Raw genomic sequence first — 22,221 nt, 5'->3', positions numbered from 1 at the left:
CCTGACCTTCCGGTTAGTTGGCGACTTGCGGGAACATCGAGAGGCTCTCGGGGGAGTTCGCGTAGGAGTAGAGCGCCTTGATGAAGGCGGGACGCTCTGCCTCGGTTACGCGTTCACGCACCTTGCGGACCACCTCGTTGCCCGCCCAGTAGGAGGAAATGAAGGCTCCGCGGAAGGGGTGGGCCGCCATGCGCAGGCGCCCCTGAACCCAGGCTTCCTGGCCCATTGCCGTGTTGCGCAGGTAATTGGCGACATCCTCGCGGCCGACGCCTTCGACCATCAGCATCCAGGCGGCGCTGGTCTGGGCGGCGCTGCGGACACGGCGCAGCTCGATATGGATCTCGTCGTCCGCGTCCTCAACGAAATCGATGAGGTGGACGCCCTGGTCGCCGATCCCTTCCTGCACGCAGCCGGTAATGGCGTCGGTGGTGATGAGCAGGGCATCGGCCGGAGCCTCGCCCGATTCGAATGCGGCCTTGGTCGACAGCAGCTGGGTGGAATGGCCAGGAAACACTTCGTGGCAAACCAGGTGCTTGAGCGCGGCGCGGGTGAAGCTCAGGTCGAAGTTGAGATCCATCTTGCCATCGTTGAACGAGCAGCGCGCCGTGTAGAACATGCCGCGGACCGGGTTGAGCACCATGTCGTAATCCCCGGTCGGGAAGATCATGGCGTCGGTCCTGGCCTTGGCGGCGCTCATCAGTTCGCGGAAGACGGTCTCCACCTTTTCGGTGGGAACGGCGCGGGCTTCCTCCCAGGCGGCGACGCGCTCGCCCAGGGTGCCGGTGACGAAGCCCGACTGGCGGAGCAGCACGTCGAGCTTGGAGCGGGCATCCTCGATCACCGCGGGGTCTTCCCTGCCAGCGGGCGCGCCGACCAGATCGATGACTTTTTCCTCGAAGGACGGGCTCGCTCCGGCGAGCATCTTGGCGGCGACGCGCAGCGACCTGAGCATGCCGGAGAGGAAGACCTTGCGCGGCCCCTCGGGCAGCGCGTCGATCTTCCCGCCCAGGGCGGCGAGGTCGGCCTTGACCGTCTCGATGTCGTCGTAGTGCCTTTGCTCAAGGGAAGAATCCCCCAGGTAGATGGGAACTAGGCCCTCTCCACCCATGAGGCTGCGGTCGGCGGGCTGGCGGCGCTCGAACGCATCCATGCCCATGGTGATCGCGGTCAGCTCCCGACCGATTTCATGCGAATTCATGAGGTTTCCCCCCGGATTGATCGACGTGCCCGGATCGCCACAGCGCCCGGGGCAACTTTTTTCAATCGTCACGCTACCCACTTGGCGCGGCCCCACAAGGCGCATAAAGATCGCCCTTGCATGACCTGAAGGAATGAAAACTCGTGCGTGGACGCCTCCTCCCTTCCCTGAACGCATTGCGGACTTTCGAGGCGGTGGCCCGCCACAACTCGTTCACCCGCGCCGCCGAAGAGCTCAACGTGACGCAGAGCGCGGCCAGCCGCCTGGTGCACAGCCTGGAGGAATACCTGCAGGTGCCCCTGTTCACCCGACGGTCGCGGCGCATCGAGCTGACCGACCAGGGGCGCTATTACAGCGGGCTGGTGAGCAAGTCGCTCGACCTCATCGAGGCGGGGACGGTCGAGCTGATCTCGTCGCAGGAAGGGCGCGGTACGCTCTCGATCGGCATGCTGCCAACTTTCGGCACGCGCTGGCTGGTCCCGCGCCTGCCCTCGTTCCAGGAGGCGCATCCGGAGATCGCCATCAACATCGTGTCGAGTGACGGCGAGCTCGATTTCGTCAAGGAGCGGATCGACGTGGCGATCCGGTTCGGCCCCGGGCAATGGCCCGATGCCGTGATCGACCCGTTGATGAGCGAGGAGGTGCAGGTCGTGTGCACGCCCCAGCTCATGGCCGGACCGCACCCGATCGTGGACGCTTCATCGCTGCGCCATCACCGGCTGATCCGGCACTCGACGCGCCCGCATTCATGGGACCACTGGTTCCAGACGACCGAGAATTCGCTCCGCGACATACAATGGGGACCGAGCCTCGAGCACTTCTTCATGATCATCGAGGCGGTCAAGGCCGGGCTCGGGGTGGCGCTGTTGCCGACCTTCCTGATCGAGAACGAACTGCGCGACGGGAGCCTCGTCGCCCCCATCCACGAGCGCGTTTCGGGGCCGGGCGCCTACTACCTCGTCACCCCGGCATCCAAGGCGCAACTGCCCAGGGTACTGGCATTCCGCCGGTGGCTTATCTCGCAATTACAGTAGGGCGAAACGCATACGCCCGGCTTCGTGCATTCTTTCATCTCATGGAACGGCGATCTTTATGCGCCTTGCCGGAGGCGGACGAGTCGTTAGTTTTCCGAAAAACCGGGCTGGGGTCGGGAAGACTTCCCTGCCTCGGACCCATGAGTGCGAATTGTGGTCCTCCTCCTGCCGGGCCGACCGGCGAGGAGCGCGGGAAGCGGCTCCGCTCCAAGTGAAGCGCCCAGACAATCCGCATTGACCATGCACACGCAGGAACCACGATGGCATCGATAGAAGACAAATTCCGGACCCTGGGTATCGACAACGCGCCCGGCCAGGAGGTTCGCCAGAACGCCGACGATGTCACCCGCCTGCAGCGTGGTCCGGTCATGACGGGGACACTCGTCGACTTTTCGCATGGCGATGTCGACGCCTTCCTGCCCACCCCCGGCTCCTTCGACGAGTTCGCCGAGGCGGTGGCGATCGGCGGCAGGCAGGCCTACACGGAATATCGCGGGGCCGCAGCCATCCGCGCCGAACTCGCCGCCGATCTCGCCAGCTTCACCGGCGCGCCGGTACAGCCGGACCTCGGCGTCATCATCACGCCCGGCACGCAGGGCGCCCTGTTCCTGGCGGTGGCGGCGACGGTGGGAGATGGCGACAAGGTCGCAATCGTCCAGCCCGACTATTTCGCCAACCGCAAGCTCGTCGAATTCTTCGGCGGCAAGATCATGCCGGTGGCGCTCGATTATCTGGGCTCCGAGGAAGAGGCCGGGCTCGACTTGGCGCAACTGCGCGCGGCTTTCGAAGCGGGCGCGAAGACGTTCCTGTTCTCGAACCCCAACAACCCGACGGGCGCAGTCTATTCGGCCACAGAGATCGCGGCTATTGCCGACCTCGCCCGGGAGTTCGGCGTGACCGTCATCGCCGACCAGCTCTATTCGCGCCTGCGCTACGAAAACACCGCCTACACCCATATGCGCGCCGCCGGCCTGCCCGAAGACCAGGTGCTAACGATCATGGGGCCGTCCAAGACGGAATCCCTGAGCGGATACCGGCTCGGCATCGGCTTCGGTTCGCCTTCGATCATCGCGCGGATGGAAAAGCTGCAGGCCATCGTGTCGCTTCGCGCCGCCGGCTACAACCAGGCCGTGCTCAAGACCTGGTTCCGCGAGCCCGCGGGCTGGATGGACGAGCGCATCGTCCAGCACCAGGCCATCCGCGACGATATCGTCGCGATCTTCAGGGCCGAAGGCATGGCGACGCGCGTTCCGCAGGCGGGCAGCTACGTGTTTCCGACCCTGCCCGAACTTGCCGTGTCGCTGGCCGATTTCGTCAAGCTGCTGCGCATCCAGGCGCAGGTCATCGTGACGCCGGGCACCGAGTTCGGCCCGCATCCGAACAGCATCCGGCTCAATTTCTCGCAGGATCGAAACGCGGCGGTGGCCGCTGCCCACCGTATCGTGCAGATGGCCAAGACCTACAAGGTGTAAGCGATGACTCCAGCTTCCGGCCCCGTGCCACAAGGCAATTACGTTCCGGCCAAGCGTTTCGGAAACCTGGTCTTCGTTTCGGGCATGACGCCCCGCGAGAACGGGGTGCTCAAACAGGTAGGCAAGATCGTCGAGGGAGAGCCGCTCGAACGCTACAAGGCGGCGGTAGAGCTCGCGACGCGAAACGCTCTGCAAGCCGCAGAAACCGTGCTGGCAAGCGGCGAAGTAATTGCGGAAGCGGTTTCGCTCACGGTCTATCTCAACACCACTCCAGAATTTACAGCGCATGCTCGAGTCGCCGACTTTGCCTCGGCGGTTCTTGCCGAGGTTTTTGGGTCCGTTCCCAGCAGGGCCGCCATTGGCGTCAATTCGCTTCCCGGCGGGGCACCGGTGGAGGTTTCCCTCGTTGCGGGGATTTCGCAGGCCGGCTAGCTGGATCTGCGGCGGTCAACGTTCCGTGGGCTTGTGTTGTGCGCAATAAGGCTTTCCAATTGCTGCCACCATGGCAGCTGCAATGAAACACACCCGATCCGAGCCATCGAGTTGCTGCGCTCCGAGCGCGGGGCGCAGTTTCCGCTCGATATCGAGACCCTGCTGGCGGAGCTACGCCCCGACGAAGAAGCGCTGGGCGTCCTCGGCCTCACCCTGGGCGGCCCCGCCTCGGACAGGGCCACGGCGGTCCTCGCCAAGACTGCCGATGCGCCGAGCACAAAGGTGCTCAACTACCTGACCGAGCTGCGCAAGAACGCGCCCAGCGCCACGCCGCGCTGGATCAGCGGGCACGGCGAGCTCGAAGCGCTGATGGGTCGCCTCAATGCCTCGATCGGTTTCGGCCAGACGACGCCGGACGCGGCGGCGGACAACTTCCTTTCGGAAGCGGGCCGAATCCTGGGCTGACGCTCCTCAGCCCAGACCCCCGAGCCTGCCCGGCGGCAACCTCCCGCCTTCCGGGCAGCGCTTCAGGACTTTCGCCAGGACCTCCGGCTGGCAACCGGCCGGGGGCATCGTCCTTGATCCAGGGGATCCCCTTGGCTGCTCCCAAACCCAACATCGTGCCGATCATGACCGATCAGCAGCGCGCCGATTTCTTCGCGTCCGAGGGCTTCCCGGTCGACACCATGCCGTTCGTGGAATCGCTCGGGCGGAGCGGCACCCGCTTTTCGCGCGCCTATACGCCGATCCCGATCTGCTCGCCGGCGCGCACCTCGATGCTGACCTTGCGCTATGCCAAGGCGACGCGCGTCCCTGGTGCGGATACCGTTCCTCGCGACGGGGCCGGGCATCCGGCCGCACGACGACCGCACCGACTTCATCTCGCTGGTCGACGTGATGCCGACCCTCTGCGAAGCGATCGGGGCGGAAATCCCCTTCGGCTGCCAGGGCCGCAGCTTCTGGCCGATACTGGCGGGAGAGGCCTATCCGGCCGAGGAGTTTTCGAGCATCTACAGCGAGATCGGTTTCGGCAGCCTGCCCTATGGCCCGGAAGAGCGGCCGCCGCTGCACTTCCCCTATGAGGGGCCGACCTATGATGAGCTCAACAGCGTTACCCAGAGCGGCAGCATCAAGATGGTGCGCAAGGGAGACTGGAAGCTGGTCTACGAGTTGATGGGTCGGGCCGAGCTCTATGACCTCGCGGCCGATCCGGGGGAACTCGACAACCTCTACGACGATCCGGCCCATGCCGCGCGGAAGACCGAGATGCTTGAGGAACTGCTCTACTGGACAGTCCGAACCGAGGACCCGCTGCCACGCGCGAAGTATCTGCCCAAGACAGCGCCGCGGAACTGGTATCGCGGGGGATAGGAGCGGAGGGAGCGTGGGGCTGTATTAGGGGACCGGGGATTTCTCCCGGTGAAGTGGGTGATTTCGGCCACTGACCGGAAGAAATTGATGTAAATATTTGATATTACTATATTATTTTACATATCGATTGCTCTCAATCGATAAAATTTGACTCATTTTCGGTGCCTCAATAAGCGCGGCCCCGCTCCTATTTTCCTTGGGCGGAGCCCAGGACGAATTGCAGCCACTCGAGTGGAGGCATCCGTGGGCGCGGCTCTGCGGCCGGGGAAGATCGGGGTGGGGGGTGGAGCGACCTACCCCCTTAGCGCCCTGCCCTCACTTCCCCCTGCCATCCGGCAAAGCTTGATCTCGGCGCCAACCACGACCGGCCCGCCGCGGGGTCGCGGGGATTAGTCGGGCTTACGGGCGACGATGAAGACGGCGGCGCCGCGCTTGGGTTGCCAGAGCTGGTCGATGACAAAGCCGCCCTGCTCCATGCCGCGCCGTAACTCGGCGGTGGTCATGACATCGAGTTGCGGAAGCAGGCGCAGGGCCTTGCCGAGCGGGGCCAGGTACTTGAACACCGCCATGGTGTCGCCGAGGCACGCCGTGCTGCTGATGAAAAGACCGCCGGGCTTGAGCATGCGCGCGACCTTGTCGATCACCGCCTGCTTGTCGTGGAGGAGATGGAGGATGCTCAGGCCCAGCACCATGTCGTAGGTGGCGTCGGGCACATCGAGGCTGGCGATATCGGCCTGCTCGAAGGTGACGTTGGCGATGCCCGCCTCCGCCGCCTTGCCGCGGGCGATGGCGACCATCTTCTCGGAGAAATCGATGGCGCGGATATGGGCGACATGGGTTGCATGGACGAGCGCCGTGCTGCCGGTACCGCAGCCGAATTCGAGCAGTTGCATGTCGGGCTTGAGAAAGCCGCGCGTGATGCGCAGCTTGTGCTGATAGGCCGCCTCGTCGGCAACCGGCTGGCGCGAATAGCGCTCCGCAAGCCTGTCCCAGAACCGACTTTCAGTGCTCACCGTATCCATCCTGACAAACCTCGCCGCTTAGTGCTGACCTGAGCGACATTACATATACGCCGATCGGTGTTAAATTGCCGAAAAGCGCAGCAGCTTTATGCATTGGCGCATAAGGAGCCGGCATGGACTGGAACCTGATCAGGGCATTCCTCGCGACCGCCGAGGCGGGATCGCTGTCGGCGGCGGCACGCGAACTCAAGCTGACACAGCCGACGCTCAGCCGGCAGGTGAGCGCGCTCGAAGCGAGCCTGGGCATCCTGCTCTTCGACCGCGTGGGCCGCTCGCTGGTGCTGACGCCCTCCGGCAGGGAGCTTCTGGTCCATGTCCGGCGCATGGGCCAGGCCGCGGAGGACCTGGCGCTGATGGCGTCGGGACAGGCGCAATCGGTGGAAGGCCTGGTCAAGATTTCGGCCAGTGACATTGTCGCCGCCTATGTGCTGCCACCGCTCCTGCGGAAATTGCACGAGCGCGAGCCGGGCATCAGCGTTGAGGTCGTGGCCTCCAATGGGCTGAGCGACATCCTGCGCCGCGAGGCCGACATCGCCATTCGCCACGTCCGTCCCGCCCAGCCCGACCTCGTCGCCCGGCGCTGCCGCGACAGCGCGGCCCATCTTTATGCAGCACGCTCCTATCTCGATGCGCATGGCCGGCCGGAGCGGATCGAGGATCTGGCGAGGGCGGACTTCGTCGGTTTCATCAGGGTGGAGGAATTGGTAGCGGTGCTGCGCGACGAGCGCGGGTTGCCGCTCTCGCTCGAGAACTTCCGCTGGAGCGCCAACAGCTTCGTGGTCGCGCTCGAAATGGTGCGGCAGGGCCTGGGGATCGGGGTCGTGCAGCGCGAGGCGGCCGAACGGCATGACGATATCGTCCAGGTCATGCCCCAGCTCGAGCCCTTCACGATCCCGGTGTGGCTCGCCACCCATGCCGAACTGCACACCAGCCGCCGCATCCGGCTGGTGTTCGACTTCCTGGCGGAGATGCTGGGCTAGCCGCGACGGGCCGCGTCGATGGCGGCGACGTCGATCTTGTTCATCTGCATCATGGCATCGAAGGCGCGTTTGGCCTCCTCGCCACCGGCGATCATGGCTTCGCTCAGGGTGCGCGGCGTGATCTGCCAGGAAAGGCCCCACTTGTCCTTGCACCAGCCGCAGGCGCTTTCCTCCCCGCCATTACCGACGATGGCATTCCAGTAGCGGTCGGTTTCCGCCTGATCGTCGGTGGCGATCTGGAAGGAGAAGGCTTCGCTGTGCTTGAAGGCCGGACCGCCGTTGAGGCCGATGCAGGGCACGCCACAGACGGTGAACTCGACGGTGAGCACCTCGCCGGCCTTTCCCGAGGGATTGTCGCCGGGCGCGCGGCGCACGGCCGTCACCTCGCTATCGGGGAAGACCTCGGCATAAAAGCGCGCGGCCTCCTCGGCTTCCTTGTCGTACCAGATGCAGATGGTGTTCTTGGCGATCGCCATCGTTCGTCCCCTCGCTGTGACTTCGAACCTATCGGGAAATGCAGCGAGAGGCGCGCGCGTTCCGCGCGCCTAGTCCAGTACGGCCTGAAGGAACTCTCGGGTGCGATCCTCGGTGGGGTCAGTGAAGAGTTCCTCGGGGGAGCCTTCCTCACGAATGCGGCCGCGATCGAAGAAGCAGACGCGATCGGAGATTTCCCGGGCGAAGCGCATTTCGTGAGTGACCAGAAGCATGGTCAGGTCGTGCTCCTCGGCAAGCTTGCCGATGACATTGAGCACTTCGCCGACCAGCTCCGGATCGAGCGCGGACGTCGGCTCGTCGAAAAGGAGGATGTTGGGGCGCATGGCCAGGGCCCTGGCGATGCCGACGCGCTGCTGCTGGCCGCCGGAAAGCTGGTGCGGGTATTTCTGAGCCTGGTCGGCGAGGCCGACCAGTTCGAGGAGTTCCTCGCCGCGCTCGCGCGCTTCCTTGCGGGACAATCCGAGGACCTTGACCGGCGCCTCGGTGATGTTGCGCAGCACGGTCATGTGCGGGAAGAGATTGAACTGCTGGAAGACCATGCCCAGTTGCGAGCGCATCTTGTGCAGGTGCGCCTCGCTGGCCGGGACGAGGCTGCCATCGGGCGCACGCTCGTGCCAGAGTGGCTCCCCGCCGACGGTGACGACGCCGCCATCGATGCCCTCGAGGGTCATCAGGATGCGCAGCACGGTCGACTTGCCCGAACCCGAGGGGCCGATGATGGTGACCTTCTCGCCCTTCTTTACCTCGAAATCGAGCTTGTTGAGCACGGTCAGGTCGCCGAAGCGTTTGACGACCTTGTCGAATTTGATGATCGGTTCTTCGGTCATTTCAAGGGTATCCCCTGTTTGGGCAGCCAGGTGTCGAGCAGGCGCACGCCCCCCGAGGCCAGCAGAGTCATGATGAGGTAGAGGGCGCCGACCAAGGAAAGCGGCACCAGGTAATCGAACGTGCGGTCGCCCACGATCTTGGCGACGTTGAGCATTTCGAGCACGGTCACCACGGACAGCACCGGCACGTCCTTCATGATGGAGACCAGGTAGTTGCCCATGGCCGGGACGATGCGCGGAATGGCCTGCGGGACCACGACGTGGGTGAAGGTATGCACGGCCGAGAAATTGAGCGCGCGCGCCGCTTCGCGCTGGTCGGCGCCGACCGCTTCGAGTCCGGCGCGGTACACCTCGGACGTATAGGCGCTGTACTGGATGCCCAGCGCCAGCGCGCCGGTGAGGAAGGCGGGCAGCACGATGCCGTATTCGGGCAGCACGTAATAGAGAAAGAAGAGCTGCACGAGCAGCGGCGTATCGCGAATGAACTCGGTGACGACCCGCGCCGGCCAGGCGATGAAGCGCGAAGGCGCGGCCTTGAGCACGGCCCAGACCAGCCCCAGAACCAGCGCGACGAAAAAGCCGAGCACGGTCGCCTGGATGGTGACCACCATGCCCGTGAGCAGAATGGGCAGGATGGAAATAGCAAAAGCGAGTGGACTGGAAAGGTCCCATTCATATCCAAAAAGCATCGTGTCAGCTCCTCGCGGTGCGCCAGCGGCTCACATAGGCTTCGAGCGCGCGCATGAGGCCGGTCAGCACCAGCGCCATGCCGAAATAGGTCACCAGCAGCATCGAGTAGATGGTGGTGCTGTCCTGGGTGAAATTGCGGATCTGCTCGGCCCGGAAGGTGAGATCACCCAGGCTGATCAGGGAAACCAGCGCCGTATCCTTGAGGTTCTGGACCGCCAGGTTGCCGAAGGATGGCATCATCTCGGGCACGGCCTGGGGAATGGTGACGTTCCAGAGGGTCTGGCGCGGGGTGAAGTTGAGGGCCCGGGCGGCCTCGAGCTGGTCCTGGTGCACCGACTGGATGGCGCCCCGCACGACCTCGGCGCCGTAAGCCCCGATGTTCAGACCCAGGGCGAGGACGCCGGCAACGACCGGCGGCAGGCGCAGATCCACCCCGATGGCCATGCCGGCCAGAGGCAGGGCGAAGTAGAGCCAGAACAACTGCACCAACAGGGACGTTCCGCGGAACACCTCGATATAGGCGACCGAAACGGCCTTGATGGCCCAGTTTGAGGACAACTTGCCGATGCCGAACGCAAACGCCAGCACCGCCCCCAGGACGGTGGAGTAGATGGTGAGCTGTACGGTTACCCACGCGCCCTCGATGAGGGGTGGCAAATATTGAGTCCAATGCATGTGTCAGCTTTCGCGCAGTGGTTGAGACGCGTATTGGGCGGGCGCCGGAGCACCCGCCCAGAACTTCGCCCGCGGCGCCGGATTACCCGGCGGTGCAGAGCTGTTCGGTGGTGCGCTGGCCCGAGCCGTCAACGTCGGCCTGGGTGAAGCCGTAACCGGTCAGGATCTTGGACCAGTCGTCGGTCTTCTTGAACTCGGCCAGGGCTTCGTTCACCGCGTCGCGCAACTCCTCATTGCCCGAGGCGAAGGTGAAGCCACCCCAGGAGCGCACCTCCTGGCCATCGACGACCGGGTCGACGAAATCGCCGGCCACTTCCACGCCGTCATTCTGGCCGGCAAGCCCGCTGACGGTGAGGCCCGTGGCCGCATAGGCGTCGGCGCGGCCGGTCGAGACGGTCGAGATGGCGTCGGCATTGGCGGCGATGGTCACCAGGTTGCCTTCGGAGACGCCGAGCTTCTGCATCATTTCGAGCTGGTCGGCGCCGGCCATGATGGCGACCTTGAGATCGGGCTTGTCGGCGAAATCGGAATAGGCGTGGACGCCCTTCGGATTGCCGGCGGCGACCAGCAGGCCCTCACCATAGGAGCTGTTGGGCTCGGAGAAGAGCACCTGCTTGCAGCGATCGGGACGGATGGCCATTTCGGCCGCGACCATATCGAAACGGTCGGCCTGGAGGCCGGGGATCAGCGAAGAGAAGTTGGTGGTCACCCACTCGATCTTGTCGACGCCGAGCTTGTCCATGATGGCCTTGGCCACATCCGGGCCCGCACCCTTGGCATCGCCATTGGGATCGACGTAGCCATAGGGAATCTCGTTGGCCACGGCGATGCGGATCGAGCCGGACTTCTTGATGTCCTCGAGGGACGCGGCGCTGACGGCGGTCGAGGCCAGGGCCGAGGCGAGGATGGCGGACAGCGCCATGACTGCGGTTTGTCCGAGTTTGGTCATGTGTGTTCTCCTGTTTCTTTGTCTTCGGGCGGTTGAAACCGACTGCTGCCCAAACCCCGCAGCCGGCAATGGATCAGGCTGCCGCGTGCAACCGTGCCTGGGGCGCGGCGGTCCAGTCTTCGATGAGGCCCTTGTGCAGGGCGGCGATGGTGGCTTCGAACTGATCGGGCTCGACGACGACCTGCAGGTCGACCTTGCGCAGCAGGTCGTGGACACCGAGAGGCTCGATGCCCGCGTCCGACAGCGCGCGGATGGCCTGGGTGAGGACGCGCGTGGACCCCAGATCGCGGCCGATGGCCGAGACCAGCGCGATCTTGCGCAGTGTGATGTCGGCGGCCGGGAAGGCCTTGGACAGGTCGTTCTCGACGCGCTTGATCGCCTTCATCGACCCCTTGAGGTAGTGGGTGATGGTGTTGGCGTTGGAGGTCTTGGCGATGATCCAGACCTTGTGGCGCTTGAGTGCCTCGAGGATTTCGGAGTCGTAGCCTTTCACCCCGACCATGTCCTGGTCGTAGAACTCGAAGGCGTAGACGTTCTTGAGGCCGGTGACGATTTCCACCTGCGCGGACTGGGCGGGCAGGTCCGAGCGGATGACGGTGCCCGGGTGTTCGGGCTCGAAGGCGTTCTTGACCCGCAGCGGGATACCGGCCTGGCGCAGGCTCTTGGCGGCGCGGGGGTGGATGGCTTCCATCCCCATGTTGGAGAGCTGGTCGGCCACGTCGTAGTTGGTCTCGCCGATGACGCGCACCGCCTCGGGAGCCACGAGGCGCGGATCGGCGCTCGAGAGGTGGAACTCCTTGTGGATGATGGCCTCGCGCGCCCTGGTCAGCACCGTCAGGCGGGACAGCGTGACTTCGGAATAGCCGCGGTCATAGGTGCCCATCAGGGACTCGCTGCATTGCGCGTAGCCGGTGACGATGGGCAGTTCGGTGGCCAGATCGACATCGGCCAGGCCGCGCTCGATGGCTTCATCAAGGGTGTAGCGGGCCTCGTCGCGCCAGCCGGTAAGGTCGATCATGCGCGCGCGCACGCCGTGAAGGTTAAGCAGCAGGGCCGTGTTGAAAGCCGAGTGCGCTTCACCCAGCGAAGCCAGCATTTCGCGCACCGTGAGCAGGTGCTGCTCGAGCTGGAAGTGCCCGAAGGAGCACAGGCGCGACAGGTCGATCAGGCAGGAGCGCACCCCTTCCACGCGCTCGCGCGCAAAGCGATTGGCGGTCTGGCGGGCGCTTTCGTCGGCAAAGATGCGCTCGTTGTGGGCGTACATCTTGTCGGCGACGGCGGTCAGCGCATCGCCCCAGACCCAGCCGCCTTCGGCGCTGGAGAACAGGGCGTAGACACCGGGCTTCCCCGATTTCTTGTGCTCAAGCAGGTCGTCGGTCATTCCGGCATAGGCCGAAACCACGAAGATGCGCTGATAGAGATCGGCGCCCTTGCGGCCGCCGATGAGCACGGTGTCGAGCAGTTCCTCGGTGCGGGACATCGAAGTGCCGCCGATCTTCTCGACGGTATGGAGCGGGCTTTCCATGGTCATGAAATCTCCGTCCGCCCCCTTTCGAGGGAGCGGGAACCGGTTGGATTGTCGTTCGGAGCTCATCTCGGCCTCAGCCGATCGTGCCGGCCTCGATGGCGATCGGGCCCTTGGGATCACGCGAGCTCAGGAAAGCGGGTCGCGGCGCCTTGGCGGCGAACGGTTCCACCACCCGGTTGGACCAGGCGTTGTAGACGAAGAAGGCGTTCGAGCGCGGGAATGGCGTGATGTTGCCGTTCGAGCCATGCATGGTGTTGCAGTCAAAAAGCACGACGGTCCCGGCCGAACCCGAGGCGTAGTCGATGCCATGCTCCTTGGCCATGCGCGTGAGGGCGTCATGGGACGGCACGCCGACCTCCTGCTTCTTGAGCGAGGTTTTGTGGTTGTCCTCGGGCGTTTCACCGGCGCAGGCGATGAAGTTCCGGTGCGTGCCGGGCATCAGCATCAGCGGGCCGTTGAGGGCGTCATTGTCCGTGAGCAGGATCGAGGCCGAGATGGCGCGCATGCGTGGCATGCCGTCCTCGGCGTGCCAGGTCTCGAAGTCGGAGTGCCAGTAGAACTCCTTGCCGGTGAAGCCGGGCTTGTAGTTGAGCCGGGACTGATGGAGATACACGTCGTCATCGAGCAGGAAGCTCACGGCGCCGGCGATGCGCCGATCGCGCGCCAGGCGGTCGAAGAGGGCGTTCTGCTCATCGAGCCGGAAGACGGTGCGGATCTCGTTCGAGCCGGGCTCGGTGATGACATTGTCCTCGGCGATCCCGGTATCGCCCGAACGCAGGAGGGCGGACTCCTTCTGAAGCGCAGCGACCTCGCCGGGGGTGAAGACGTCGCGCAGGATCAGGTAGCCGTTCTTCTCGAAGCTCTCGGTCTGGGCGCGCGTCAGCGGCGCCTCCGGGGTCCACTGCCCCCAGACCACGGGGTCCTTGCGCTCCTGCCACTTCTCGGCGGCCAGGCGGGTGGGATAATCATCATGATTGGCGGTGTCGAAAGCTGACTGGGTCATGTTCTCGCCTTTCAGTTTGTGTCTTGGGAAGAGGCTCAGGCGTCTGCGGGCATCGGGGCGTAGGAGCCGTCCTCGCGATGCACTTCCTGGCCGGTGACCGGCGGATTGAAGCAGCACGCCATCACCATCTCGCTGGTGGCCGAGAGGCGATGCCTGTCGTTGAGATTGAGCGCATACATCACGCCCGGACGGATCTGGTGGACGACGCCGGTATCGAGTTCCTCGATCGAGCCTTCACCGGAGATGCAATAGACGCTCTCGAAGTGATGCTTGTAGTGGAAGACGTGGCTGGTGCCCGCGTGGATGCGGGTGATGTGGAAGCTGAAGCCCATGTCGTCTCCGGCCAGAAGCAGGCGCGTGCTGTCCCAGCCTTCGGCCTTGACGAGGCGATCGCCCATGCGGGCGGACTCGAGTTCGCGTACGATCATTGCTCGGATCTCCTTATTCGGCAGCCGCGCGGCGGGACCCCAGGACAGCGTCGAAGGCGCTTTCCATGATGTCGATGCCGGCGGTGAGCTGTTCGAGGGAAATGGTGAGGGGGCAGAGCACCTTGACGACTTCGTCAAAGCTGCCCGAGGTCTCGATGATCAGGCCCTTGGCGAAGCAGGCCTTGCAGATGGCGGCGGCGCTCTCGCCCGAGCCGGCATCGATGCCCACCATCATGCCGCGCCCCTTGACGGAAAGACCGTGCTGGTCGGCAATGGCGCCGAGGCGATCCCCGAGATAGCGGGCCTTTTCGTTCACTTCGGACGCGAAGCGATCATCGTCCCAGAACTTCTCAAGCGCGGCGGCGGCGGTGACGAAGGCGTGGTTGTTGCCACGGAACGTGCCGTTGTGTTCGGCCGGTTTCCAGATGTCGTACTGGGGCTTGATCAGCGTCATGGCGAGCGGCAGGCCCATGCCCGAGAGCGACTTGGCCATGGTGACGATGTCGGGCGAAAGGCCCATGCCATCGAACGAGAAGAACCCGCCCGTGCGGCCGCACCCGGCCTGGATGTCATCGATGATGAAGAGGGCGCCATGCTTGGCGGCGATGGCCTGGATCTGGCGCAGCCATTCGGGCGAGGCGGCATTGAGACCGCCTTCGCCCTGCACCGTTTCCACGATGATGGCGGCAGGCGCATCGATGCCGCTCGAGGGATCGCTGAGCTCGCGGTCCAGCAGGCCGGCGGTGTTGATGTCGGGGCCGTGGTAGCCGTCATAGGCGGCGCGGGTCACCCCGGAAAGCGGCATCGCGGCGCCGCCGCGGTGCTTGCCGTTGCCGGTCGCAGCGAGCGCGCCGAGGGTCACGCCATGAAAGCCATTGGTGAAGGCGATGACGTTGGTGCGCCCCGTGACCTTGCGGGCAAGCTTCATGGCCGCTTCCACGGCGTTGGCGCCGGTGGGACCGGTGAACTGGAGCTGATGGGACATGCCGCGCGGGCGCAGGATCAGCCGCTCGAAGGTCGCCAGGAAATTCTCCTTGGCGTCGGTGAACATGTCGAGGCCGTGGGCAATCCCGTCATTGGCGATGTAGTCGATCAGTGCCGACTTGAGGTCCGGATCGTTGTGGCCGTAGTTGAGCGAGGAGCAACCGGAGAGGAAATCGATGAAGCCCCGCCCGTTGGTGTCGTAGATGGTTGCGCCCAGCGCCCGGTCGAACACTTTGGGAAAGCTGCGCGAATAGGACCGCACACGGCTTTCGACGCGCTCGAAGGTGTTGATGGGCGTGATGGTTGCCGTGGTGGCCATGGGAGCATTCCTCCTGGGTAGTCGAAAGGGCTTGTCGTCGACGCGCGATCAGGCGCGCGTAAGGGCCGTCGCCTGCGCCGGGCTGAAGGGACCGATGCTGACGACGTATTCGCTTTCGTGCCGGCCGCCGAAATGGGTGTCCTTTTCGAACAGCTCGAGCTGGCGCAACTGCGCGTCGAGCTTGCCAGCGATGGCTCGGAACAGGCCCCAGCTGGGCTCGTTGTCGTGAGTGATGGTGCACTGGAGCGTGGTGACGGCGCGGCATTCGGGCCGGGTCAGCACGTCGCCGATGAGGCGACGACCAAGGCCCCTGCCCCGTGCCGCCTCGCCCACGCACACCTGCCAGACGAAGTAGGTGTCGGGCTGCTCGGGCAGGATGTAGCCCGAGACCCAGCCAACCACCTGGCCGTTCTGCTCCGCAATGGCGCAGGTCGAGGCAAAGTGGGTGGCCTGCAGCAGGTTGCAGTAGAGCGAATTGTCATCGAGCGAACCGGTCGCTCCGACGAGCGACCATACCTTCTCGCCATCCGCACTTGTCGGCCTGCGTATGGTCGTTCTCGGGTTCGCTGCCGGCTGCCGCATAAGGGCAGAGGCGTCGAACAACACTGAATTGCCATAGATCATGGGGATGAAATTTAGCTCGCTAAAACTAAATTTCAACCCGCTTGATGCCAGAAAATGGCTGGCGAGCGACACATTCCCGACACACATCCGGAATTAATCACGCTTTATCAGATACTTACTCAGACTCTCGGAAGTGGCAAAAGTTATCCACCGCGCTTGTGAACGGCGCGTGACGTGCATTATCATTTAGATTCTGCTAAATACATTCGTGAGTTGGCGCAGAATGCTTGGGTTCGCCGGGCACTGCGGATAGTATGCCGCCGAGAGATTTCTGGGGTGCGCTATTGGAAGATCGGACCAAACTGGCGTTGACGGCGATGCGCAAGATTCTGCGCGCGACCGAGTCGAACTCCAAGCAATTGATGCGCGAAACGGGACTGACACCCTCCCAGCTCATCTTCATGCAGATTCTCGAGGGCGGGCAGGAAGTCACGGCCGGGCAAGTGGCCAGCCGCATGGGGATAACCCAGGCAACGACAACCGCACTCCTGCAGAAGCTGGAATCGGCGGGCATGATCCAGCGCCGGCGCGGTGAGAGAGACCGGCGTCAGGTCTTCCTGTCGCTGACCGAGAGCGGGAAGAAGGCCCTGGCGATCGCCCCCGACGGCGTGCACGCCCGGTTTCAGGAGAAGTTCTCCAGCCTCAAGGACTGGGAGCAGATCATGCTGGTGGCGGCGCTCGAGCGGGTCGCGGACATGCTCGACATGTCCGAACTCGACGCGGCGGCGGTTATCGACCACGTCGCCGAACTGGCCGGAGATGCGCCCTACGAGCCCAGCTAGGGGAGCCGGGCCGAAGATCAATCGGCCATGGGCAGTTCGAGGTATCCGGCCAGGGTTTCCCCGAGCGCGGTGAGCGAGGCCATGTGGGTGCGCTCCCAACCGTGGGAGCTATCGAGCGAAAAGCAGATGAGCCCAACCCTTATGTCCCAGCCCGCCTCGACTGCGGCTGCGCTGTCGGAGCGGTAGTGGCGGAACGTGTCCCTGACATGGGTGATGCCCTTGCGCGCGCAGATTTCGAGCATCTGGCGCGTCATGCGGGCATCGAAGGGCCCCTGGCGGTCGCGCATGGCAATGGTCACCGCATCGTCGCGCGAGGCCTGGTTGGGGGCCGTCACGGCATTATCGATGGCGAGCAGTTCCTCGACCTGCGGGTCGAAACCGTGAGTGCCGCCGATGCCGATCTCCTCGGCGATGGTGAACATGGCCTGGAAGGGCACGGCGACCTTGATGGCGCCCTCGGCTACGGCCTTGAGAACGGCGAGCAGCGTGGCGCAGCCGGCCTTGTCATCGAGGTGCCGCGAGACGATGAAGCCGTCCACCACTTCGGGCTGGGCGTCCACGGCCACCATGTCCCCGACATTGAAGCCGGCCGCCACCAGAGCCGGGCGGTCGGCCAGCATGGCGTCGACGCGGATTTCGAGGTTGTCCCAGTCGGCGGCCTGCGTATCGACTTCGGTGTTGAAGCGGTGCCCCGAGGCCTTTAGCGGCAGGATGGTGCCACGATGCTCGCGCTGGTCGGAGAAGACGGTGACGCGGGCGCCCTCGGCGAAGCGGGCAGCCCAGGTGCCGGTATTCCGCAGCGCCAGTCGGCCATTGGGCTTGAGCTCGGTGACCATGGCTCCGAGCGTGTCGAGATGAGCGGCGAGAGCGCGCCGGGGCGCCCCCTCCCCGACCTCGACAAAGAGCACGCCGCGCCGGGTGTACCTTGGCTCGTAGCCCAGCTCCCGCAGCCAGCCATCGACCAGCGCCACGGCACGCCCGGTCATGCCGACAGGGCTCGGCGTGTTCACCAGCTTCAGCAGGCGGTCGAGGAGGTAGTCCTGGTCGATCATGCGGAACGGCGCTTCCTGGTTCGCGTGGGGGACACTTCCTCGAGGAAGCGGTCCTCGAGCCTGGCCTCGAGCCCGAGCATGTGCTGCTCGGCCTCGCTCATGTGCTGGGCAAGGATGGCGGCGGCGGCCGCCGGATCGCGCCGACGCATGACCGCGATGAGGTCGCGCTGGTGCTGGATGCCGCTTTGACGGGAGACCGGCTCCGGCTGGACGTAGATGTCCTGCGCGATGGTGAGGTCCTTGAGCAGGCGCTGCAGGAAGCGGCAGGTGAAGGCGAGGATGGGATTGTCGGAATATTCGGCGACCACGCCATGGAAATCGAGTTCGGCCATGCGCTGGTTCCAGCGCTCGGCGGCATCGACCGGTTCGTGGTCGTAGATGCGGATGATGGCTTCGAGGCGCTGGAGGCCGGCCTCGTCGATATGGGGCGTGGCGCTGGCCGCGAGCTGCGGCTCGAGGACCTTGCGCATCTCGTAGATGTTGGCGATGGAGAGATTCTTGGCGAAGAGGAAATTGGAGAGCAGGCTCATGGCCCGCCCCTCCGACATGCGCTCGATGAATGCGCCGCCGCCCGGCCCGGTCCGCACCGAAATCAGACCCTGAACTTCGAGCGCCTTGAGCGCCTCGCGCACCGTACCCTTGCTGGCGGAGAACTGGACGATCAGGTCGCGCTCCTGGGGCAAGCGGTCGCCGGGCCCCAAGCCGTGCTCGACGATCATGCGCTTGATGGCGTCCACGATCTCGTCGGTGCGCTTGCGGCGCGGCTGGCCCGAAGGGCTGGAGGGGGCGATGGGGTCGGTCTCGCTCATGCGGCGCTGTCCGGTGCGATAAGGCGCGGCGCGCTGGCGATGAGCGACCGCGTGTAGTCATGCTGCGGATTGGCGAAGAGCTGGGCCGCGGGGCCGACCTCCACCACCTCACCGAGATACATGACGGCGACGCGATCGGAAATCGATTCGACCACCGCCAGGTCGTGGCTGATGAAGAGGTAGGAAAGCCCCAGGTCATCGCGAAGCTGCTGGAGCAGCAGGAGAACCTGAGCCTGCACCGAGACATCGAGGGCGCTGACGGGTTCATCCAGCACCAGGATGCTCGCTTCGGCTGCAAGGGCGCGGGCTATGGCGATGCGCTGCGCCTGGCCGCCGGAAAATTCATGCGGGTAGCGCTCGAGCGTATCGACGGGCATCTGCACGGCATCGACCAGTTCCCGCTTCCGCCTTGCCCGCGCGGCACTGTCGTAGTCGCACAGCAGGCGCAACGGGACATCGAGAATGTCCCCGATGGTCTTGCGCGGATTGAGCGAGGCGACCGGGTCCTGGAAGACATACTGAATGGTGCGGCCGAAGGCGCGGGTACCGGCGGCGGCGAGTTCGGCCCATGGCTTGTTGTCGATGAGCATGGTGCCAGAGGTGGGGTGCTCCAGGCCCACCAGCATGCGGGCGAGAGTGGACTTGCCCGAGCCGCTTTCGCCGACGATGCCGAGTGTCTCGCCGCGCTCCAGGTCGAGGGAGATCCCCTTTACTGCCTGCACCGTTGCGCCCACGCGGCCAAAGAGCGACCGGCCGCCCCCGAAGGTCTTGACGAGATCGCGGATCTGGATGGCGTTCGTCATGCCCGGGCCTCCTCAAAGAGCGGTCGCACGCGATCGAGGAAGCCATGGCCTTCGCCCAGCGCCGGGACGCAGGCGATGAGGCGCTTGGTGTAGTCGTGCTGGGGCGCGTGCAGGACGTCTCGTGTGTCGCCCTGCTCGACGATCTGGCCGTTCTTCATCACTGCGACCCGGTCGCAGACCTCGGCCACGACGCCGAAATCGTGGGTGACGAGGAGAAGGGCAAGGCCCCTCTCGCGCCGCAGGTCCTGCAACAGCTCGAGGATGCGCGCCTGGACGGTTACGTCGAGCGCCGTGGTGGGTTCATCGGCGATGATGATGTCCGGATCATTGGCGAGCGCCATGGCGATGCCGATGCGCTGGCGCTGGCCACCGGAGAGTTCGTGGGGAAAGGCGCCGGCGCGGACAGCCGCATCGCGGATGCCGACGGTTTCCATCAATTCGACGGCACGCGCATGGGCGGCGTGCTTGCCTACCGGCTCGTGGGCGAGAATGGCTTCGGCGATCTGGCGGCCGACCGGAAGCAACGGATGGAGCGTGGTCAGCGGGTCCTGGAACACATAGGCGACCCGGGCGCCGCGCAGGCCGATCAGTTCCTGTTCACGCATCGACAATACGTCCCGGCCATCGACATAGACGCCACCGGAGGTGATGACACCCGGCGGGGAAGCGACCAGGCCCATGATGGAAAGGGCCGTGACCGACTTGCCCGAGCCGCTTTCACCGATGAGGCCCAGGCACTCGCCCTTGGCCAGGCGGAAGCCGATGTCGCGGACGGCGGGCGTGACGGCCCTGCCGGTATCGAAGCCGGTCGAAAGGTTCTCCACCACGAGAGCGGGGGCATCGGAAAGGACCGGAGCCGGCCTGGTCTTGCGGTCGATCCTGGTCACCGGCATGGGCCGATCGAGCGCGCCCGAGCGCAGGCGCGGATCGAGCACGTCACGGATGCCATCGCCCAGGAGGTTGATGCTCATGACCAGCACGAAGATCATGATGCCGGGAATGATCGACGCATGCGGGGCGGTAAAGAGCTGCGCGCGGGCCTGGCCGAGCATGGAGCCGAGGTCGGAAGTCGGCGGCTGCGCGCCGAGGCCGAGGAAGGACAGGCCGGCCGTCTCGAGGATCATCCAGCCCACGGTGGTGGACATGGTGATGACGATGACCGGCAGGACGTTGGGCAACACCTCGGTGAAGAGGATTGCGGCGTGCCCCTTGCCGGAGAGGCGCGCGGCATCGACGAACTCGCGATTGCGGATCGAGACGGTGACGCCGCGGATGTTGCGGGCGAAGAACGGGATGTTGACCAACGCGATGGCGTAGAGCGCGTTGAGGAGCCCGGGCCCGAGCGCGGCCACGATGGCGATGGCGAGAAGAATGTAGGGGAAGGCCATCAGCATATCGACGAAGCGCATGAGCACGCTGTCGGTCGCGCCACGGGCATAGCCGGCGACGAGCCCGATGAGCGAGCCGAAAAGCGCCGCGATCGCGGTGGCGCTGATGCCGACGAGCAGCGAAACCCGCGTGCCCCAGATGAGGCGCGAGAGGATATCGCGGCCGAGGTGATCGGTGCCCAGCAGGTGCCCGTCACTGAACGGCGGCAGCAGGCGGTTGGGCTGGTCGGTTATGTCCGGATTGGCGAGCGGCAGGAACGGGGCCAGCAGGGCCACGACGACGATGAAGCCGAAGATGAAGAGCCCCGCCGCCGCGAGGCGATTGGCCATCAGCAGGTCCCAGCCGCTGCGGCGCTTGCGGGAGACGGGCGGAGCGGAGACGGAGAGGTCGGTCATGCCTTGAGCCTCGGATCGAGCATGGCCTGGGCGACGTCGGCCAGGAGGTTGACGAGCACATAGACAGTTGCCGCCACGAGCACGCCGCCCTGCACCAGCAACAGGTCGCGGGTGGAGACGGCCTTGACCAGCATCTGCCCGAGGCCGGGCCACTGGAACACTGTTTCGATATAGACGGCGCCGCCGAGCACGAAGCCGGCCTGGATGCCCAGCACGGGGATGATGGAGACAAGGGCGGCGCGGAAGGCGTGGCGGTAGATGACCTTGTTCTCCGTAAGCCCCTTGGCGCGGGCCGTGCGGATGAAATCCTGCCGCAAGACTTCGAGCATGGCGGCGCGGGTCAGGCGGGCGACGACGCCGGTGGCGACGATGGCCAGGGTGGTTGCCGGCAGGATGAGATGGCGCAGCAGATCGAGCAGATCGCCCCCGCCATAGACCGCATACATGCCCGAGGCCGGAAGCAGCCGCCACTGCACCGCAAAGAACAGGATGAACACCAGCCCCAAAAAGAAGGCCGGCATGGAAATGCCGATGAGCACGAAGAAGGTGATGATGCGGTCGGTCCAGCCGAACTGGCGGACGGCCGAGGCGATACCGGCGAGAATGCCGAGCACCGAGCACAGGACGAGCGAGGCGCCCGCCAGGATCAGGGTCGCGCCGAACCGCTCGAGCACTTCATCGAGCACCGGGCGGTTGAGGATGTAGGAGCGGCCGAAGTCGCCGTGCAGCAGGTTGCCGATCCAGATAACGTATTGCTCGGGCCAGGACCGGTCGAGACCGAGGGCACGATTGATGCGCTCGACGTTTTCCGGAGTGGCGTAGGAGCCGAGCAGGGCCTGGGCCGGATCGCCCGGGATGAGCTTCATCACCAGAAAGACGATGATCGAAAGGCCGAGGATGACGGGAATGGCGGCAAGCAGCCGCTTGCCGATATAGGCGGTCAATTGTGGGGCCCTCCTG

24 protein-coding genes and 1 pseudogene are annotated in these 22,221 nt (G+C 65.1%); 8 read left to right on the top strand and 17 right to left on the bottom strand.

Annotated elements, in window-relative coordinates:
* Positions 1–13 precede the first annotated feature (13 nt).
* Complete coding sequence (locus FNA67_RS06060) at positions 14–1,198, bottom strand: hypothetical protein (RefSeq protein ID WP_147655402.1); 1,185 nt, start codon at positions 1,196–1,198, stop codon at positions 14–16.
* Positions 1,199–1,341: 143 nt separating this feature from the next.
* Between FNA67_RS06060 and gcvA the strand changes: the two genes are divergently transcribed.
* The 6 genes and pseudogenes from gcvA (at position 1,342) to FNA67_RS22235 (ending at position 5,507) form a co-directional block, all read left to right on the top strand.
* A complete protein-coding gene (gene gcvA, locus FNA67_RS06055; protein ID WP_049704353.1) occupies positions 1,342–2,232 on the top strand; it encodes a transcriptional regulator GcvA in 891 nt (296 codons plus the stop codon).
* Positions 2,233–2,492: 260 nt separating this feature from the next.
* Positions 2,493–3,704 carry a pyridoxal phosphate-dependent aminotransferase gene (locus FNA67_RS06050; protein WP_147655401.1) on the top strand — a complete coding sequence of 404 codons (1,212 nt, stop codon included), beginning with the start codon at positions 2,493–2,495 and terminating at the stop codon, positions 3,702–3,704.
* 3 nt (positions 3,705–3,707) lie between these two features.
* A complete protein-coding gene (locus FNA67_RS06045) occupies positions 3,708–4,136 on the top strand; it encodes a RidA family protein (protein ID WP_147655400.1) in 429 nt (142 codons plus the stop codon).
* Positions 4,137–4,247: 111 nt separating this feature from the next.
* Entirely contained in the window at positions 4,248–4,601 is a 354-nt protein-coding gene (locus tag FNA67_RS06040) for a hypothetical protein (protein ID WP_147655399.1), read from the top strand.
* Positions 4,602–4,765: 164 nt separating this feature from the next.
* A pseudogene (locus FNA67_RS22470) lies at positions 4,766–4,885 on the top strand (hypothetical protein); the annotation flags it as partial.
* A gap of 43 nt (positions 4,886–4,928) precedes the next feature.
* Positions 4,929–5,507 carry an alkaline phosphatase family protein gene (locus tag FNA67_RS22235; protein WP_147655398.1) on the top strand — a complete coding sequence of 193 codons (579 nt, stop codon included), beginning with the start codon at positions 4,929–4,931 and terminating at the stop codon, positions 5,505–5,507.
* A 389-nt stretch (positions 5,508–5,896) separates the two neighbouring features.
* Here FNA67_RS22235 and FNA67_RS06025 read toward each other — a convergent pair whose 3' ends face one another.
* Complete coding sequence (locus tag FNA67_RS06025) at positions 5,897–6,529, bottom strand: class I SAM-dependent methyltransferase (protein WP_244616486.1); 633 nt, start codon at positions 6,527–6,529, stop codon at positions 5,897–5,899.
* A 113-nt stretch (positions 6,530–6,642) separates the two neighbouring features.
* Between FNA67_RS06025 and FNA67_RS06020 the strand changes: the two genes are divergently transcribed.
* Positions 6,643–7,509: a LysR family transcriptional regulator gene (locus FNA67_RS06020; RefSeq protein WP_147655396.1), complete on the top strand. Its 867-nt coding sequence runs from the start codon at positions 6,643–6,645 to the stop codon at positions 7,507–7,509.
* Here FNA67_RS06020 and FNA67_RS06015 read toward each other — a convergent pair.
* From FNA67_RS06015 to ectA, 10 genes are all read right to left on the bottom strand, one after another.
* Entirely contained in the window at positions 7,506–7,979 is a 474-nt protein-coding gene (locus FNA67_RS06015) for a VOC family protein (RefSeq protein ID WP_210246466.1), read from the bottom strand. The genes FNA67_RS06020 and FNA67_RS06015 overlap by 4 nt on opposite strands.
* Positions 7,980–8,054: 75 nt before the next feature.
* The gene (gene ehuA, locus FNA67_RS06010; protein ID WP_049704347.1) at positions 8,055–8,831 is read right to left on the bottom strand and encodes an ectoine/hydroxyectoine ABC transporter ATP-binding protein EhuA; all 777 of its coding nucleotides are present in this window, start codon (positions 8,829–8,831) and stop codon (positions 8,055–8,057) included.
* Positions 8,828–9,520, bottom strand: a complete 693-nt coding sequence (gene ehuD, locus FNA67_RS06005) for an ectoine/hydroxyectoine ABC transporter permease subunit EhuD (RefSeq protein WP_049704346.1) — start codon at positions 9,518–9,520, stop codon at positions 8,828–8,830. The genes ehuA and ehuD overlap by 4 nt, the downstream gene beginning before the upstream one ends.
* A gap of 4 nt (positions 9,521–9,524) precedes the next feature.
* Complete coding sequence (ehuC, locus tag FNA67_RS06000) at positions 9,525–10,196, bottom strand: ectoine/hydroxyectoine ABC transporter permease subunit EhuC (RefSeq protein ID WP_147655394.1); 672 nt, start codon at positions 10,194–10,196, stop codon at positions 9,525–9,527.
* A gap of 82 nt (positions 10,197–10,278) precedes the next feature.
* Positions 10,279–11,145 (bottom strand): ectoine/hydroxyectoine ABC transporter substrate-binding protein EhuB, encoded by an 867-nt coding sequence (ehuB, locus tag FNA67_RS05995; RefSeq protein WP_049704344.1) that lies wholly within the window; start codon positions 11,143–11,145, stop codon positions 10,279–10,281.
* A gap of 73 nt (positions 11,146–11,218) precedes the next feature.
* Positions 11,219–12,676, bottom strand: a complete 1,458-nt coding sequence (locus FNA67_RS05990; protein WP_244616484.1) for an aspartate kinase — start codon at positions 12,674–12,676, stop codon at positions 11,219–11,221.
* A 70-nt stretch (positions 12,677–12,746) separates the two neighbouring features.
* A complete protein-coding gene (gene thpD, locus FNA67_RS05985; RefSeq protein ID WP_147655393.1) occupies positions 12,747–13,676 on the bottom strand; it encodes an ectoine hydroxylase in 930 nt (309 codons plus the stop codon).
* Between the two features lie 35 nt (positions 13,677–13,711).
* Positions 13,712–14,104 (bottom strand): ectoine synthase, encoded by a 393-nt coding sequence (locus FNA67_RS05980; RefSeq protein WP_049704342.1) that lies wholly within the window; start codon positions 14,102–14,104, stop codon positions 13,712–13,714.
* A 13-nt stretch (positions 14,105–14,117) separates the two neighbouring features.
* Entirely contained in the window at positions 14,118–15,407 is a 1,290-nt protein-coding gene (gene ectB, locus FNA67_RS05975; protein ID WP_147655392.1) for a diaminobutyrate--2-oxoglutarate transaminase, read from the bottom strand.
* A gap of 48 nt (positions 15,408–15,455) precedes the next feature.
* Positions 15,456–16,031: a diaminobutyrate acetyltransferase gene (gene ectA / locus FNA67_RS05970; protein WP_244616483.1), complete on the bottom strand. Its 576-nt coding sequence runs from the start codon at positions 16,029–16,031 to the stop codon at positions 15,456–15,458.
* A gap of 317 nt (positions 16,032–16,348) precedes the next feature.
* Between ectA and FNA67_RS05965 the strand changes: the two genes are divergently transcribed.
* On the top strand, positions 16,349–16,813 hold the full coding sequence (locus tag FNA67_RS05965) for a MarR family winged helix-turn-helix transcriptional regulator (RefSeq protein ID WP_210246442.1): 465 nt from the start codon (positions 16,349–16,351) through the stop codon (positions 16,811–16,813).
* 17 nt (positions 16,814–16,830) lie between these two features.
* Here FNA67_RS05965 and FNA67_RS05960 read toward each other — a convergent pair whose 3' ends face one another.
* Genes FNA67_RS05960 through FNA67_RS05940 form a run of 5 tightly spaced genes read right to left on the bottom strand, consistent with a single transcriptional unit; the run spans position 16,831 to position 22,205 of the window.
* A complete protein-coding gene (locus FNA67_RS05960; RefSeq protein WP_147655391.1) occupies positions 16,831–17,865 on the bottom strand; it encodes an osmoprotectant NAGGN system M42 family peptidase in 1,035 nt (344 codons plus the stop codon).
* Positions 17,862–18,674 carry a FadR/GntR family transcriptional regulator gene (locus FNA67_RS05955; RefSeq protein ID WP_147655390.1) on the bottom strand — a complete coding sequence of 271 codons (813 nt, stop codon included), beginning with the start codon at positions 18,672–18,674 and terminating at the stop codon, positions 17,862–17,864. The genes FNA67_RS05960 and FNA67_RS05955 overlap by 4 nt, the downstream gene beginning before the upstream one ends.
* The gene (locus FNA67_RS05950) at positions 18,671–19,477 is read right to left on the bottom strand and encodes an ATP-binding cassette domain-containing protein (protein ID WP_049704337.1); all 807 of its coding nucleotides are present in this window, start codon (positions 19,475–19,477) and stop codon (positions 18,671–18,673) included. Before FNA67_RS05950 ends, FNA67_RS05955 begins: the two co-directional genes overlap by 4 nt.
* A complete protein-coding gene (locus tag FNA67_RS05945) occupies positions 19,474–21,261 on the bottom strand; it encodes a dipeptide/oligopeptide/nickel ABC transporter permease/ATP-binding protein (protein WP_147655389.1) in 1,788 nt (595 codons plus the stop codon). Before FNA67_RS05945 ends, FNA67_RS05950 begins: the two co-directional genes overlap by 4 nt.
* Positions 21,258–22,205, bottom strand: coding sequence for an ABC transporter permease (locus FNA67_RS05940; RefSeq protein ID WP_049704335.1), 948 nt, complete (start codon positions 22,203–22,205; stop codon positions 21,258–21,260). The genes FNA67_RS05945 and FNA67_RS05940 overlap by 4 nt, the downstream gene beginning before the upstream one ends.
* Positions 22,206–22,221 lie beyond the last annotated feature (16 nt).

The organism is Youhaiella tibetensis, assembly GCF_008000755.1.
In the GTDB taxonomy this organism is placed as follows: domain Bacteria; phylum Pseudomonadota; class Alphaproteobacteria; order Rhizobiales; family Devosiaceae; genus Paradevosia; species Paradevosia tibetensis.
Note: the sequence above shows the minus strand (reverse complement) of the source record. Positions and strands in the feature narration are given on the sequence as shown.

Excerpts from the sequence above, each read along its gene's own strand:
- FNA67_RS06020 (WP_147655396.1), top strand. The coding sequence starts at position 6,643 with ATGGACTGGAACCTGATCAGGGCATTCCTCGCGACCGCCGAGGCGGGA.
- ehuD (WP_049704346.1), bottom strand. The coding sequence starts at position 9,520 with ATGCTTTTTGGATATGAATGGGACCTTTCCAGTCCACTCGCTTTTGCT.
- thpD (WP_147655393.1), bottom strand. The coding sequence starts at position 13,676 with ATGACCCAGTCAGCTTTCGACACCGCCAATCATGATGATTATCCCACC.
- FNA67_RS06025 (WP_244616486.1), bottom strand. The coding sequence starts at position 6,529 with ATGGATACGGTGAGCACTGAAAGTCGGTTCTGGGACAGGCTTGCGGAG.
- FNA67_RS05950 (WP_049704337.1), bottom strand. The coding sequence starts at position 19,477 with ATGACGAACGCCATCCAGATCCGCGATCTCGTCAAGACCTTCGGGGGC.
- FNA67_RS06060 (WP_147655402.1), bottom strand. The coding sequence starts at position 1,198 with ATGAATTCGCATGAAATCGGTCGGGAGCTGACCGCGATCACCATGGGC.
- ehuA (WP_049704347.1), bottom strand. The coding sequence starts at position 8,831 with ATGACCGAAGAACCGATCATCAAATTCGACAAGGTCGTCAAACGCTTC.
- FNA67_RS22235 (WP_147655398.1), top strand. The coding sequence starts at position 4,929 with ATGCCAAGGCGACGCGCGTCCCTGGTGCGGATACCGTTCCTCGCGACG.
- FNA67_RS05945 (WP_147655389.1), bottom strand. The coding sequence starts at position 21,261 with ATGACCGACCTCTCCGTCTCCGCTCCGCCCGTCTCCCGCAAGCGCCGC.
- ectB (WP_147655392.1), bottom strand. The coding sequence starts at position 15,407 with ATGGCCACCACGGCAACCATCACGCCCATCAACACCTTCGAGCGCGTC.
- FNA67_RS05980 (WP_049704342.1), bottom strand. The coding sequence starts at position 14,104 with ATGATCGTACGCGAACTCGAGTCCGCCCGCATGGGCGATCGCCTCGTC.
- FNA67_RS05960 (WP_147655391.1), bottom strand. The coding sequence starts at position 17,865 with ATGATCGACCAGGACTACCTCCTCGACCGCCTGCTGAAGCTGGTGAAC.
- ehuC (WP_147655394.1), bottom strand. The coding sequence starts at position 10,196 with ATGCATTGGACTCAATATTTGCCACCCCTCATCGAGGGCGCGTGGGTA.
- ectA (WP_244616483.1), bottom strand. The coding sequence starts at position 16,031 with ATGATCTATGGCAATTCAGTGTTGTTCGACGCCTCTGCCCTTATGCGG.
- FNA67_RS06050 (WP_147655401.1), top strand. The coding sequence starts at position 2,493 with ATGGCATCGATAGAAGACAAATTCCGGACCCTGGGTATCGACAACGCG.
- FNA67_RS05965 (WP_210246442.1), top strand. The coding sequence starts at position 16,349 with ATGCGCAAGATTCTGCGCGCGACCGAGTCGAACTCCAAGCAATTGATG.
- FNA67_RS06045 (WP_147655400.1), top strand. The coding sequence starts at position 3,708 with ATGACTCCAGCTTCCGGCCCCGTGCCACAAGGCAATTACGTTCCGGCC.
- FNA67_RS05990 (WP_244616484.1), bottom strand. The coding sequence starts at position 12,676 with ATGACCATGGAAAGCCCGCTCCATACCGTCGAGAAGATCGGCGGCACT.
- ehuB (WP_049704344.1), bottom strand. The coding sequence starts at position 11,145 with ATGACCAAACTCGGACAAACCGCAGTCATGGCGCTGTCCGCCATCCTC.
- FNA67_RS05955 (WP_147655390.1), bottom strand. The coding sequence starts at position 18,674 with ATGAGCGAGACCGACCCCATCGCCCCCTCCAGCCCTTCGGGCCAGCCG.